Source organism: Streptomyces sp. NPDC020489 (assembly GCF_044386545.1).
Taxonomy (GTDB): Bacteria; Actinomycetota; Actinomycetes; order Streptomycetales; family Streptomycetaceae; genus Streptomyces.
Genome location: NZ_JBIRUZ010000014.1, coordinates 159,976 through 174,571 on the forward strand (window position 1 = coordinate 159,976; position 14,596 = coordinate 174,571).

At 73.4% G+C, this 14,596-nt stretch carries 7 protein-coding genes and 1 pseudogene; 1 reads left to right on the forward strand and 7 read right to left on the reverse strand.

Annotated elements, in window-relative coordinates; genetic code table 11:
- Position 1: 1 nt before the first annotated feature.
- The 7 genes and pseudogenes from ACH41F_RS32355 to ACH41F_RS32385 all read right to left on the reverse strand — a co-directional run bounded on the left by ACH41F_RS32355 (position 2) and on the right by ACH41F_RS32385 (position 13,117).
- Positions 2 to 1,612, reverse strand: a complete 1,611-nt coding sequence (locus ACH41F_RS32355) for a succinic semialdehyde dehydrogenase (protein ID WP_398838688.1) — start codon at positions 1,610 to 1,612, stop codon at positions 2 to 4.
- 137 nt (positions 1,613 to 1,749) lie between these two features.
- Positions 1,750 to 3,360 (reverse strand): serine/threonine-protein kinase, encoded by a 1,611-nt coding sequence (locus ACH41F_RS32360; RefSeq protein ID WP_398838690.1) that lies wholly within the window; start codon positions 3,358 to 3,360, stop codon positions 1,750 to 1,752.
- A 42-nt stretch (positions 3,361 to 3,402) separates the two neighbouring features.
- Positions 3,403 to 5,046, reverse strand: coding sequence for a serine/threonine-protein kinase (locus ACH41F_RS32365; RefSeq protein ID WP_398838691.1), 1,644 nt, complete (start codon positions 5,044 to 5,046; stop codon positions 3,403 to 3,405).
- Between the two features lie 93 nt (positions 5,047 to 5,139).
- A pseudogene (locus ACH41F_RS32370) lies at positions 5,140 to 6,282 on the reverse strand (serine/threonine-protein kinase); the annotation flags it as partial.
- A gap of 57 nt (positions 6,283 to 6,339) precedes the next feature.
- The gene (locus ACH41F_RS32375; RefSeq protein ID WP_398838756.1) at positions 6,340 to 7,995 is read right to left on the reverse strand and encodes a serine/threonine-protein kinase; all 1,656 of its coding nucleotides are present in this window, start codon (positions 7,993 to 7,995) and stop codon (positions 6,340 to 6,342) included.
- Between the two features lie 195 nt (positions 7,996 to 8,190).
- Positions 8,191 to 10,863 carry a protein kinase gene (locus ACH41F_RS32380; protein ID WP_398838693.1) on the reverse strand — a complete coding sequence of 891 codons (2,673 nt, stop codon included), beginning with the start codon at positions 10,861 to 10,863 and terminating at the stop codon, positions 8,191 to 8,193.
- A gap of 175 nt (positions 10,864 to 11,038) precedes the next feature.
- Positions 11,039 to 13,117 carry a serine/threonine-protein kinase gene (locus ACH41F_RS32385; RefSeq protein ID WP_398838694.1) on the reverse strand — a complete coding sequence of 693 codons (2,079 nt, stop codon included), beginning with the start codon at positions 13,115 to 13,117 and terminating at the stop codon, positions 11,039 to 11,041.
- Between the two features lie 286 nt (positions 13,118 to 13,403).
- On the opposite strand from ACH41F_RS32385, the gene ACH41F_RS32390 reads away from it, so the two are divergent.
- Positions 13,404 to 14,447, forward strand: a complete 1,044-nt coding sequence (locus ACH41F_RS32390; RefSeq protein ID WP_391234521.1) for a serine hydrolase — start codon at positions 13,404 to 13,406, stop codon at positions 14,445 to 14,447.
- The last annotated feature ends 149 nt before the right edge of the window (positions 14,448 to 14,596 follow it).

Below are 14,596 nucleotides of genomic sequence, written 5' to 3' on the forward strand. Positions count from 1 at the left end.
CCTACCGGAACCGGAACGCCTTCATCAGCCGCAGGCTGCGGCTCATGAACTGGGCGTACGCCTCGTCGCTCATCCCCAGCGACGGCGCCATCGGCAGCAGCCGCTGCTGGGCGACGGTCTGGGCCTCGGTGTACTTGAGGATGCCCTCGGAGCCGTGCCGGCGGCCGAGGCCCGAGTCCTTCATGCCGCCCATCGGGGACTGGACGCTGCCGTAGGCGGGCGCGTAGCCCTCGTTGATGTTGACCGTGCCGGTGCGCAGCCGGGCGGCGATCTCCCGTCCGCGCCTGCCGTCCTTCGTCCAGACCGAGGAATTGAGGCCGTACGGGGTGGAGTTGACCTGCGCGACGGCCTCGTCGTCGGTCGTGAAGCGGTAGACGGAGACGACCGGGCCGAAGGTCTCCTCGGCGCAGATCGCCATGGGCTCGGTGACGCCGTCGAGGATGGTGGGCTCGAAGAAGTACGGGCCGATGTCCGGGCGCGCGACACCGCCGGCGACGACCGTGGCGCCCTTGGCGACGGCCTCCTCCACGTGCCGGGTGACGGTCTCCAGCTGGCGTTCGCCGACCAGGGAGCCCATGTCGGCGCCGTAGGCGAGGGACGTGCCGAGCCGCATGGCCTTGGTGCGGGTGGCGAAGCGCTCCAGGAAGGCGTCGGCTATCGACTCGTGGACGTACAACCGCTCGATGGAGATGCAGAGTTGACCGGCGGAGGAGAAGCAGGCGCGGACCGCGCCGGCGGCCGCCTTCTCGATGTCGGCGTCCTCCAGGACCACCATGGCGTTCTTGCCGCCGAGTTCGAGGGACACCCCGACCAGGCGGGCGGCGGCACCCTGGGCGACCTCGCGGCCGGTGCGGGTGGAGCCGGTGAAGGAGACGTAGTCGGCGTGCCGGACGACCTCGGGGCCGACGACGGGGCCTTCGCCGAGGACGACCTGGAAGACGTCGGCGGGCAGGCCGGCCTCCACGAGCAGGTCACGCGCCCACAGGGCGGTGAGGCAGGTCTCGGTGTCGGGCTTCATCACCACGGCGTTGCCCGCGACGAAGGCGGGCAGCGCGTCGCCGACGGACAGTTCGAGCGGGTAGTTCCAGGGGGCGATCTGGCCGACGACACCGCGCGGGTGGCGCAGTTCGGTCACCTTGGTGAGGGCCGGCACGGCGCCCGCGTGCCGCTTGGGCCGCAGATAGGAGGGGGCCTTGCGGCCGTAGTGGCGGGCGGCGACCGCGACGGCCTGCACCTCCTCGTGGGCGTGCAGGCGGGCCTTGCCGGTCTCCAGCTGGATGAGGTCGAGGACCTCGGCCTGGCGTTCGAGGACGAGGTCGTGGAAGCGGAGCAGGACGGCGGCGCGCTGCCGTACGGGCGTGCGCTCCCACACCGTCTGCGCCTTGCGGGCCGCCTGGAAGGCCTTCTCGACGTCCTCGGGCGTCGACTCGGGCAGGTCGGCCAGCTTCTCGCCGGTGAACGGCGTGTGGTTGGCGGTACGACCGGAACCGACCACGCCCTTGGTGAGCTGGGCGACCAGCTCCGGGGTGACCACGTCGGCGGCGGTACGCGCGCCTTCCGGCGCGGGGGCGAGGGGGTTGGTGGCCTGCTCCGAAGCCTTCGTGTCCGTCATGACGCGCAGAGTATGCCGGGGCGGAGACTTTGGGTACCCGTCGGTAATAGTGATTCACCGAGTACTCACACACTGCCAGCGATCACTGGCGCTAAAGCCGCTGATCAGCGCGTTGTGCGGGGACGATCACCCACCGCTCACTCTTTTCCGATCACGAGCCGGTCACGCGCCGCCTTGAACAGGCCCATGCCCTCCTTCTCCGCGGCCGTCCCCTTCGGCATGTCGACACGGAGTTCGTAGAGACGGCCGTCGTCGGTCCTGACGAACAATTGCACGACCCGGGCCGGGGCGGCGCCCTTGCCGTCGTAGGCGGTGTCGGCCTGGACGGCGTAGTCACCCCCGAGGCTGGTCTGCGTGAGCTGGGTGTCGGCCTCCCCGTGGGTCGCCCAGGCCTTCTTCTGCTGGTACGCCCGGCCCAGGGGGGTCTCGGTGGTCCGGTCCCACAGGCTCAGGCGCACATCGATGCCGCCGTCTCCGTAGCTCACCATCCGCGGCTGGTCGGTGGCGCTGCCCTGCCGGTGGGTCTCCCGGTACCGGCTCGGGGCGGCCAGCGTGGCCTTCAGGGCCTTCTCCTCGTGCGTCTCCCAGGACTCGTCGGCGATGTCCGTGGCGGAGACGGCGGGGACCGAGGTCACCCGCGGTGGGGCGACCCCGGTCGCCTCGGGCTCGGCGAGGGCGTACGACGCCCCGAGCCACGCACCGCTGGCGAGGACGACCCCGAGCACGGCGGCGGGCAGCGGCCGGCGCAGGAGCTGGGGCCTCGGCCTCGACGTCGGTACGACGGTGGTGTGCGCCTCCGGCACGGGCGCGGGCCCGCTGTCCCGCAGGCGTACGGTGCCGGAGTCCTCCTCCCACTCGCTGAGGCGGTCGGGGGTCTGCGGGGTCGGTGTCTCGGACAGCGGGGGCACCGGCCACCCCTCCGCCGCCGCCTCCAGGACCTTGGCGGCCTCCTCGGCGCCCGGACGCAGGTCGGGGTCCTTCCCCAACAGCCCGGTGATCAGGGGAGTGAGGGGTCCGGCCCGGCGGGGCTCGGGCGGGTCGAAGGACAGGATCGCGGCGAGGGTGGACTCCAACGTCGTACGGCGAAAGGGCGGTTCGCCCTCCACGGCGGCGTACAGCAGCACGCCCAGGGACCACAGGTCGGAGGCCGGGCCCGCGCCGCGTCCCGACATCCGCTCGGGGGCGACGAACTCGATGGAGCCGACGAACTCGCCGCTGACGGTGAGGGATTCCTCGCCCTGGACATGGGCGATGCCGAAGTCCGTGAGGACGACCCGGCCGTGCGGGCCGAGCAGCACGTTGGCGGGCTTCACATCGCGGTGCACGATCCCCACGGCGTGCGCGGCGCGCAGCGCGCCGAGGACGGCGAGGCCGATCCGTGCGGTCTCGGCGGGGGCCACGGGACCGCGCCGGAGCAGCTCGTGCAGGGACTCCCCGCGCACCAACTCCATGACGATCCAGGGCAGTCCGTCCTCGACGACCACGTCATGGATGGAGACTGCGGCGGGATGGTCGACCCGGGCCGCGGCACGCGCCTCGCGGTAGAGCCGGTGCGAGGCGCGCTGATGGACCTCGTCCTCCGGGTCGCCGGGCAACCGCGGCTGCTTCACGGCGACTTCGCGGTCCACGCGTTCGTCGTGCGCTCGCCAGACGGTGCCCATGCCGCCCGACCCGATGCGCTCGGTCAGCCGGTAACGGCCGCCTATCAGCCGTCCTTTGGGGCCGGCGCCGTCCCCGTCGTTGCTCATGTCCCATCAGTACCGTGCGGGAGCCTCGCTTGTCGACGCGGGTCAGAGCACATCGACGTCGAGGTTCGCGATCGCCGTCTCGGCGACCTCGCGCCCCCTGTGCGTGAAGTCGCCCTCGCCCGGATAGCTGACGGTGAGCTTGTACATGTCCCCCTTGGAGGTCTTGTAGTAGAAGATCTGCATCTCGCGCGGGAGGGGGTTCTCGGTGTCGTCGGTGTTGTAGACGATCGTGTTCCTGGCGGCCGGCTCGCCCTGGTAGGTCGTCTCGTCCTCGGTCTTCGTCCTCGGGTTCTCCGGCATGTCGTAGTCGTACTTGCCGCTCTCCTCGAACGTCTTGTTGTCCTCGTACATCTCCGCGGCGGCCGAACTGGCGATGGTGTTGCCCGGGTCCTCGGCCTTCCTGTCGAGCCGCAGCCCGATCCAGATCGCGCCGCTGGGGTCGGTGTACGTGACCCAGTGCCCCTCGTCCGTCTCCCGGTCGGGCGCCCGCTGCTTGTAGTGGCCGGGCACCGCCAGGGACGCGGCGACGTCGTCCACCTTCTTCGTCGTCCAGCCGTCCGGGAGCGGGCCCGCGAACGGGTCCGCGATCACCAGGTACGCCGCCACCGCGGCCGCGACGACGGCGGCACCGACGCCGAGCAGGGTCCTGCGGCCCAGCCGTACGCCGCTCTTCGGGGCGCCCTCGTCGCGGTGCACGACCTGCGTCGGCACCGGCGTCGGCGGGTGCGCGGCCGCCTCCAGCAGGGCACGCACCCGGGCCGCGTTCGGGCGGCTCGCGGGGTCCTTGTGCAGCAGACCGGTGATGACCTCGGCCAGCGGACCGGAGGCGGAGGCCGGTGGGGCGGGCGCGGCGTTGAGGACCGACTGGAGCGTGGCCGGGGTGTTGCTGCGGCGGAACGGCGAGACGCCCTCGGTCGCCGCGTAGAGCACCACGCCCAGCGACCACAGGTCCGACGCCGGTCCTGGGCGCTGCCCCAGCACCCGCTCCGGCGCGATGTACTCGGGCGAGCCGACGAAGCCGCCGGTGTCGGTCAGACTGGTCTCGCCCTCGATCTGGGCGATCCCGAAGTCGGTGAGGACGACCCGGTCGTGGCGGCCGAGCAGCACGTTGTCCGGCTTGACGTCTCGGTGCAGGATGCCCGCCGCGTGCGCGGCCTCCAGCGCGCCGAGCACCTCCAGGCCGATCCTGGCCGCCTCGCGCGCCCCGAGGGTGCCCTCCTGAAGGGCGTCGCCCAGCGAACGGCCGTGCACCAGCTCCATGACGATCCAGGGCTGGCCGTCGACGACCGCGACGTCGTGCACGTTGACGACCGAGGGGTGATCCAGCCGGGCCGCGGCCCGGGCCTCGCGACGCATGCGCTCGAAGGCGTTGGCACGTTCACGTTCGGGAAGGTGGTCCGGTACGCGGGGCTCCTTGACTGCGACCTCGCGGTCCACCGTCTCGTCCTTGGCGCGCCACACCGTGCCCATGCCGCCGTGCCCGAGCTTGGCCAGCAGTCGGTAACGACCCGCGATCAGACGACCCGTGCCAGGGTCCTGCGCGGGCGCCGCCTGATGCGGCACGACCTGGGTGGGCGCCGCGTACGGGTTGCCGGGGTGCGGCACGGCCGCAGGCGGGTTCGGCGGTTGCAGTCCAAAACTGGTGGGCTCGTCGGACCCATGAGGGGCTCCCCCGTTGCTGCTCATGGGTCCGTTCCTATCGCGCCAGGCGCGTCCGGATCCACCCAGAAGGCGCCGCGGTCACAGACCCGTGACCGAGGAGGTCGCTTATCTCCCGTTTGGGCGCCCCGTGGGGGTCGGGGCGGGCTTCGCCGGGGAGCTTGCGCTCATCGAGGAGCTCACGGAAGCGCCGGTGGAGGCACTGGTGGGCCCGCCGGTGGAGGCACGGGTCGAGGCGTCGGTCGGGACGCTCACCGACCCACTCACCGACCCGCTGACGGACGGCGGTGACGGCGACGGAGTCCCCCCACCCCCCTCCTGATGCATGATCAGCGCCGCCCCCGACACCCCCGCCCCGGCCATCGCGGCGACCAGCAGCACCGCGACAAGCACCCCTCGCCTGGAGCGCCGCGGCTCCCGGTCCGGCATCCGGCCCGTCTCCAGGTACGCCCGCAGCATCCACTCCGCCCGCTCCCCGTCCAGCCGCCGCTCCGGGTCGCGCTCCAGCAGCCCCCGTACGACGGGCAGGATCGGCGCGGCCTGCGCGGGCGGGCGTATCTCCGCGGCGAGGACGGCGTGCAGGACACCGCTCAACGAGTCGCGCCGGAACGGGGATGCGCCGCTCACCGCCGTGCACAGCAGCACGCCCAGCGACCACAGGTCGGAGGCCGGTCCGGTCGGCAGCCCGGACATCCGCTCCGGCGCGGTGTACTCGGGCGAGCCGACGAAGGAGTCCAGCTCGGTGAGCGTGGGGGTGCCCGCGACCTGGGCGACGCCGAAGTCGGTGAGGACGACCCGGCCGGTACCGGTCTCCAGCAGGACGTTCGCGGGCTTGATGTCGCGGTGCAGGACCCCGGCGGCGTGCGCGGCCCGCAGCGCGCCGAGCAGGGCCACACCGATCCGCGCGGCCTCGGCGGGCACCACCGGCCCGTGCTCGGCGATCCGGTCGGCGAGGGAGCTGCCGTCGATCAACTCCAGCACCAGATAGGGCCGTTCGTCGTGCTCCACGACGTCATGGACGACGACGATGTGCGGATGCCGCAACTGCGAGACCGCCCGCGCCTCACGCAGCACGCGGTCACGCCGCCGCCGGTCCCCGGCCTCGGACAGCGGCTCGTCGAGGGGCAGTTCCTTGACCGCCACCCGCCGCCCCAGCAACAGGTCGGTCGCCTGCCACACGACCCCCATACCGCCCCGCCCGAGCCGCACCTCCAGGCGATAACGACCCGCTATGACACGGAAGTTGTCCCCCGGGGTCCCCATGCGCCCCATGATGCCGCGCCGGACGGACCCCTTCCGGGGCACTGACCGGCCAAGTTGTCAGCGGGTTTTCGGCTGCCAGCTCTGCAGGATCCGGCTGAACCGCGCACGCGTGGTGGCCCAGTCCTCGACCGGCGAGGCGGAGTAGAGGGCGTACTCGACGCCGTCCCGCGCGATGTAGCCGACGTCGATCGCCCGGTACGGGCCCGCGGTGAAGTGCGGCCCGTCCTTCGCCAGCGCCGTCCAGGTGTACTCCCAGCGGGTGCTCGGCAGGTCTCGGTAAGGCTCCTGCTTCATGCTCAGCCGCTCGTAGGCCACCAGTGACGGGGAGATCTGCCCCTCCAGATCGCGCATGTGCTGGTAGGAGCTGTCGAAGTCCGGCGCCGTGTCGACGGCGACGCGCACGAGGTGCTTGCCGTTGTCGGGCGAGTAGTCGACCTGCCGCAGGCCGTCCGCGTCGATGGAGACGGTCCGCTGCCACCCCTTGGGCAGATAGATGGTGAAGCCGAAGGGGTCGACGCGCTTCTCCCAACTCGCGGGCGCCTGGCCGCCGTTCCCCCGGTCGGTGGGCGTACCGCTCGGGGACTGCGAGGCGGCGGCGTCAGGGCTGCCCGTGCCGAACTGCTGCCACACCGCCGCCGCGCCCCCGCCGACGATCGCCGCGAGGGCGACGACCAGGGCGAACGTACGCAGGCGATGCCGCTTCGGCGCAGCGGGCGCGGACACGAACGCGGGCCCGGCCGCCACCGGCGGATACGGCGCGGCGGGGGCCGTCTGCGCGCGGGTCCCTGTGCCGGTGCCCACGGTGTCGTACCCCGGCTGTCCCGGTCGGCCCGGCTGCCCGGACTGTCCCGTCGCCCCGTGCCGCCCCGTCGGCGCGTACGGCCGCGCCTGGGTCGGCAGCCGCCCCTCCGCCGCCTCGGCGAGCATCCGCTCGGCCTCCGCCGCGCTCGGCCGCTCGGCCGGATCCTTGCGCAGCAGCGCGGCCAGGACGGGCTTCAGCACACCGGCGTGGACGGGCTCGGCGGGGTCCTCCTCGACGACCGCCTGCATGGTGCCGATCGGTGAGGTGCGGCGGAACGGCGAACGGCCCTCCACCGCCGTGTACAGCGTCGCGCCGAGCGCCCACAGGTCGGAGGCCGGGCCCGGGTCGTGGCCGCGCACCCGCTCGGGGGCGAGGTAGTCGACGGAGCCGACGACCTCCCCGGTGCGGGTGATGGTCGTGTCGCCCTCGATCTGGGCGATGCCGAAGTCGGTGAGCAGGACCCGGCCGTCGTGGGAGATCAGGACGTTGCCGGGCTTCACGTCGCGGTGCAGGACGCCGGCGGAGTGCGCGGCACGCAGGGCGCGCAGCACCCACAGCCCGATCCGGGCGGCCTCGGTGGGCTCGACGCGCCCCTGCACCTTGACGGCGTCGGCCAGCGAGCGGCCCTCGACCAGCTCCATCACGATCCACGGACGGGCGTCGTGGTCGAGGACGTCGTGCACGGTGACGACGGCGGAGTGGTTGATCCGGGCCGCCGCGCGGGCCTCGGCACGGGTGCGGTGGAGCAGCCGCTCCTGGTCGCTCTCGGAGACGTAGAGCGCGGCGGTCAGCTCTTTGATGGCGACGGCCCGGTGCAGCACCTCATCATGCGCACGCCACACCCGCCCCATGCCGCCGCTGCCGAGGGTGTCGGCCAGCCGGTAGCGGCCCGCGAGGAGCAGGCCCTGCATCTGATTCACGTTGCCCCGCAATGGTCTTGACAAGGTCAGATTAGGGACCGTCCGGGACGCTGGGAACCACGGGGGTGCCAAGGTTTCGCTGTTGTGACAGTTCTCCCCTCCGGGAACCGGACCGAGCCGCCACCCGTCGGACCGCCCCCTCACCCGTCCGTGCCGAGCCGTGACCCGTGCTACTGATGCCGTGGGTCAGCCGATGACCGCGTAGGTCGCCGCCGCCTGCTCGAACAGCCGCGTCACCTCGTCCCGCTCGGCCTCGGGCCCGCGGACCTGCACCACGTGGTACTTGCCGGCGACGAGCATCGCCAGGTTGCGCACGAACAGCTCCCGCCCGGCGTCGTCGGTCCAGGTGAACTGCCCCTCGGCCATGGTCCGTCCGCCCACCTGGATCGTCTTCAGCCCCGAGGCGCTGGCCCAGCTGGAGTCGCGGTACGGCTGGAGCTCGCGCTCGTCCTCCCGCTGGTACGCCATCGGGTCCTCGCCATACTCGTCCGCGCTGTCCCTCCCGGCCACGACGATCAGGTCGAAGTCGCCGTGCGAGTACACGACCTGGCCGCGGCCGTTCTCCGGGGTGTGCTCCCAGCCGCTCGCGACGGCCACCCGGAACCCGGCGGGGTCCGAACGCAACGTGAAGCCGTCGGCGACCTCGGGGCCGGAGGTCTGGGTCTCGGTGGAACCCGAGGGGCTGTCCTTCGGCTTCGGCGTCGGCTCGGAATTCGGCGAGGTCTGGTCGGGCCGCGGCTCGCTGCTCGCGGGTGCCTCACTGACCTCACCGGCGGTGCCGGTCCGGTCGGTGTCGCCCGAACCGTTCGTCGAATCACCGGACTTGGGCATGAACAGCATCGCGTACGCGATCGCCCCGGCCATCAGGAGCAGCACCAGCAGCAGCAACGTACGACCGAGTCGGCGCGGTGACCCCACCGTCTCCTGCCTGGCCCGCTTGTGCCGTCCGTGCGCACTGGTCGCGGGCAGCCCGGCACGCCGTCGGCGCACCAGCTCGCCCCGCCGCCGTACGACGGGCAGCCGGGTGGAGTCGATCGGCGGAGCGGCGATGACGTGGGCGCCGGCCTCGGGCTCCGGCGCGGACCGCACCAGCGAGCGCAGCCAGCCCCGCAGCTCCTCGAAGTCCAGCCGCTCGGTGGGGTCCTGACGCAGCAGCGACTCCACCACCGGACGCAGCGGGCCGCACTCCTCGGCGAAGGCGGGCGGCTCGGCGCACACCATCTGCACCAGCTCGGCCGTCGACTCCTCCGGGTACGGCGCGTGCCCCTGCACGGCCCTGAAGAGCAGCGCCCCGAGCCCCCACAGGTCGGTGGCGGGCCCGATCGGCGCGGCCAGCTGCCAGTTCTCGTGCACCGGCCCGGCCTGCTCCGGTGCCCATCGCTCGGTGACCGGCCCGACCACGGCCATCCTGGCCTGCCGCGCCCGCTCGGCGGCGAGCGCGGTGGCGGGACCGCGGGGAGCGGGGGTCGCGGCGGCAAGCTCGTCCCACCGGCCGGGCGTGGGGGCGGGGCCGGGTACGGGCGGCAGCGCGGCGGTGCGTTCCTGCCCGCCCGGCGGGCGCCCCGCACCGGCCCGTACGCCGTAGGGCTCGGCGATCTGTCCCGGCGGCACCGAGGCGGGCCGCTCACCACGGCCGGGCTGCACCGCACCGCTCAGGGGCGCGGAACCCGGCGGCGCCTCGCCCCCGTTGCCCAGGGCGTACGGCCCCTGCCGCACACCGCTGCCCGAACCGTACGGCGGGGTCGGGCCCCCGGCCCTGCCCTCGGTCCGGCCGGCGGGGTCGGCCTCGGGGGTCGGCCGGGCTCCCGGCAGGGCCGCCCGGCCGTGCTGCTGGGCCTCCTGGACCCGGGCCGCGGCCCGGGCGCCCGCGCGATAGGCGGCGATCGCCCCGGCGCGCGCGGCCCGGACGTCACCGCCGGTCTCCACGGCCCCGCGCGCGACCGCGGCCGACGTGCCGGTGCCGTTCGTGGCGTCCTCGCCGAGTCCGAGTCCCGGCAGCCCACCGGCCTCCCGCGCCTCGATGGCGGCCCGCCGCGCGGCCTCGGGATCGACGCCGCCGGCCTGCGCACCGGCACCTCCGGGAGGGCCCGCACTCCCGGGGCCACCCGCGCTCCCGGGCCCGCCGACACCGCCGGGTCCGCCCATGCCTCCGGGTCCGTCGCTGCTTCCCGGTCCGTCGAGAGTCCCCGTGCCGCCCGTCCCACGGCGGTGTGCGAACCCCTCGTCACCGTCCTCGGCCGGCACCGGGTCGTATCCGCACAGCGCCTCCTCCGCCGCCCCGACCGCGAGGCCGGTCAGCATGACGCGGCCGTCGTCGCAGACCAGGACCGTGCGGGCGGTGATGTTGCGGTGGACCCAGCCGTGGGCGTGCAGCACCCGCAGGGCCATGAGGACGTCGGCGGCGACCTCGGCCGCCCGGTACGGCGTCAGCGGCTTCTCCGCGAGCAGCGCCGCCAGCGGCCGCGCGGCCACCAGCTCGCTGACGACCCACAGCGACCCGCCCTCGGCGAACACGTCGAAGACCTGGTCGAGCCGGGGATGGTCGGGTATCCGGGCGGCGGCCTGCGCGGCCTCCACGGCCCGTCGCACCGCCGGTTCGGTGGGCCGCCGCGTGCTCGTCCGCGAGGCCGAACCCCGAACTCCCCGCTCCCGCGGGTCCCTTGCGGTGAAACCGTCGGGCAGACCCTCCGCGTCGAGCACCTCCGCCTCGACGACCTCGGGCAACGGCACCTGCCGGACCAGGACTTCCTGCCCGCTGTAGGTGTCGAAGGCCCGGCTCTCGGTGAGTTCGTACTCGTCGGAGGGCGGCAGCGGCAGGCGGTAGCGGTCGGCGAGTACCCGTCCCGCATAGTCGTCCACGTTGCCTCCCCCGGCCCCTCCGGATCGGTCAATTCCGTTCGCCTCGCGTGCCGTTCCGCCCACACCTGGATGCGTACCGTCCGCAAGCACTCACGATACGTGCCGGAGGCAACCCGCAAAGAGGGGATGCGAGATCTCACTCCCCAAACGAGGAACCGGTCACCGCGCGGTCACTTCACGATTTCGGTTCGAACGTCTTCGCCAGGGTCTGCCAGGTGCCCTTACGCGACTCACTGCCCCAATTGGCGGCTTTCGCCGTGTACATCAGCGCATATCCGAGATGGTCGTTGACGACGAAGCCCCGGTCGATCGTCCGGTACTTCGTCCCGCCCTCGACATAGGTGAACTCCCAGTCGGCCGCCAACCAGCCGCGGTAGTCCACCTTGGCTATGCGCACCCGGTCGTACTGGGAGCGCACCATGTACCGCTCCTGGCTCTTCCAGTCCGCCACCGGGTCACCCTTCGGCGTGGACGTCCAGGCCACCAGCAGCTTCTGCCCGTCGGGTCCGGTGAAACGATCCCCCGCGGAGGCCGACGTCTGGAACTTCCACCCCGCGGGCAGCCCGATCGAGTAGCCCTGACCGCCCCTGTACGTCGACTTCGCCGTGCCGCCACCCTTGTCGGAGGAACCGCCGGCCTCGCTGCTCCCGCTCGCGGACGGGCTGCTGCTCGGCGTCTTCCCGGTCGCCGAACCGGAGCCCGCGGACTCGGTCGCCTTGCCGTCCGGCTGGGTACCACCGCCCGGGTCCTCCTTGGGGGAGGCACTCGCGCTCACGCTCGCGGAGGACTTGGCGCCACCGCCCGCCGCGTTGCCGGAAGGCTCGTCGTCACCGCTGAACGCCACGGCCAGCACGACCGCGACCAGGGCGAGCACCACGACCGCCGCGATGATCACCAGCGTGCGCCTGGGCACCACATCGGTGAGCGGCGCCCTCGGCACCGGCCGCGGCGGCAGATCCGCCGGCGGCGTCATCACGGGCCACCCGGAACTCCGGCCACCGCTCGCCGCGTCGGCCCCGGGCGCCGTCCCCGAACCGCTGCCGCCACCCGCTGCGGCCGCACCGGGCGCCCCGGCCGCACCCACGCTGCCGGAACCCGACGTCACCGAACCGGAGGAGCCCGGCCCGGAAGCCGTCGCGCCACTCGCGGGACCCGAAGCCGCCGCGTCGCCGGCCGTCCCCGAGGTCGGCGTCGCCGGTGAACTCGCCGTACCACTGCCCGACTTGGCCCGGGACGCGGCCGCCGTACCCGCCGCCCCCGCGGCCACGGCCGCCTTCCGCACGGAACGCAGCGCCCCGCGCAACCGGTCCCCGGCCTCCCCTGCACCCCGGTCGGGCTGCGGAGGCAACGGCACCACCTTCGTCGCGTCCGGCGCCGGGTCCGGCTCGCCCGGCTTCGGCTCGGGCGCGTGGATGACCGCGTTGAGCATCTTGCGCGCACCGGCGTCGTCGAGCCGCTTCTCGGGGTCCTTGGTGAGCAGCCCGTAGATGACGTCCCGCAGCGGGCCCGCGTTCTTGGGCTCCTCCAGCGGTTCGGTCATCACCGCGGTCAGCGTCGCGATCGCCGAGCCCTTGTCGTAGGGCGGCAGACCCTCGACCGACGCGTACAACAGCCCGCCCAGCGACCACAGGTCCGCGGCCGGCCCCGGCTTGTGCCCGCGGGCCCGCTCCGGGGAGATGTAGGAGGGGGCTCCGACCAACATGCCGGTGGAGGTGATCGACGGGTCGCCCTCGACCTGGGCGATGCCGAAGTCGGTGAGCACGACCCGGCCGTCGTCGGAGATCAGCACGTTGGACGGCTTCACGTCCCGGTGCAGGATGCCCTCGCGGTGCGCCGAGCGCAGCACGTCGAGCACCGCGAGCCCGACCTCCGCCGCCCGCTTCGGCTCCAGCAGGCCGTCCTCCCGGATGACCTCGGCGAGCGACTTGCCCTCGACGAGTTCCATCACGATCCACGGCCGGTCGTCCTCGTCGACCACGTCGAAGACCGTCACCGCGCTGTTGTTGCGGATCCGCGCGATCGCCTTGGCCTCACGCAACGTGCGCGTGATCAGCCGGCGTTTCTCCTCCTCGTCGATGTTGGAGGGGAACCGCAGCTCCTTCACCGCGACGATCCGGCCCAGGGTCTCGTCCTCGGCGCGCCACACCGTGCCCATGCCGCCCCGGCCGAGCACTGCTCCCAACCGGTACCGCCCGGCGAGGAGACGTTCGCTCTTGCCCTGACGGGATGCCCCCGCCCGCTCCGCCTCCGACATGCGTCCCCTCATACAACCCGCCCTGACAGAGCCTCCATTGTCCCTCACCCGACAAGTGCCCGACGCCCAGGGTGCCCCTGGGGACCGGCGGCCCGCCGCGGGACCCGCTCACCCGCACCACCATGACCACACCGCGCCACGACCCCTCACACCACGGTGACGGCAGCCCGCCCCACCCCGCCCTCCGCACCCACCGAAAGCCCCCCGGAGCCCCCGATTCCACCCCGCGGCATGATGGGCCGGACAACGGACCACCCACCAGGCCCACCCCACCGAAGGGACCCCGATGCCGCCGCTCCGGACGCTGCTCGCCCTCCCCGTGTGCCTGGCTCTGCTCGCCCTCGCCCCGACCGCCTCCTCGGCTCCCGCGACGCCCCCGACGGACGGGCTCCTCCCGCTGCTGGTCACCGAGGGCGAGGCACCCGCCGCCGCGCTCCTGGCCCGCGAGGAGACCGATTCCCGTTACGCCGAGGCCGGACACGGCATCGCACGCGCCGATCACTTCCGCGCCGGCAGCATCACGAAGACCTTCATCGCGACCGTCGTCCTCCAACTGGCCGAGGAACACCGGCTGTCCCTGTCCGACACCGTGGAGCGGTATCTGCCCGGCCTGGTGCGGGGCGCCGGGAACGACGGCCGCGCGATCACCGTGCGCGCCCTGCTCACCCACACCAGCGGCCTGGTCGACTTCACCACCTACACCCGGGGCGCGGTCCCCCTCTCCCCTCGTCAAGCCGTGCGCATCGCGCTCACCCACCCTTCTGCCGGCCTCGGCCGCTTCACCTACTCGAACACCAACTACGTCCTGCTCGGCCTGATCGTCGCCGAGGTCACCGGCCACTCGTACGCGACCGAGGCCCAGCGCCGCATCCTCGCCCCACTCGGTCTGACGGGCACCTCCTTCCCTGGCTCCGGCACCTCCCTCCCCGCCCCGCACGGCCGCGCCTACGACACCGACGGATCCGATGTCACCGTTCTGGATCCGCGGGTCGCCGGGGCCGCCGGCGAGTTGGTGACCACGCTCGCCGATCTGAACCGCTTCTACGCGGCGCTGCTCGGCGGTGAACTGCTGCCCCCGCGCCGGCTGCGCGAGATGCGCGACACCCGCACCGCACACGGCCTGTACGGCATGGGGCTGTACCCGGTGAAGCTGCCGTGCGGCACGACGGTGTGGGGGCACAACGGCCGGATCGCCGGCAGTTACGTGCGCACCGCGGCCACCGTCGACGGCCGTCGTGTCCTCACCTTCCGGGTGAACACGACCGCGATCGCAGACCCCGACCTCGAACCGGCCCTGCTCGCCGCCGAGTTCTGCCCCCGCACCTCGTAGAACGACCGGGTTCCGAACGAAGATCCCACCCAACGACACTCGTTCGAGTGAGCTTCACCGGCCCCCGGCCCCCGGCCCCCGGCCCCCGGCACCCGGCACCCGCCCACGCGACGCCGGCCGACGCGACGCCGGCCGACGCGACGCCGGCC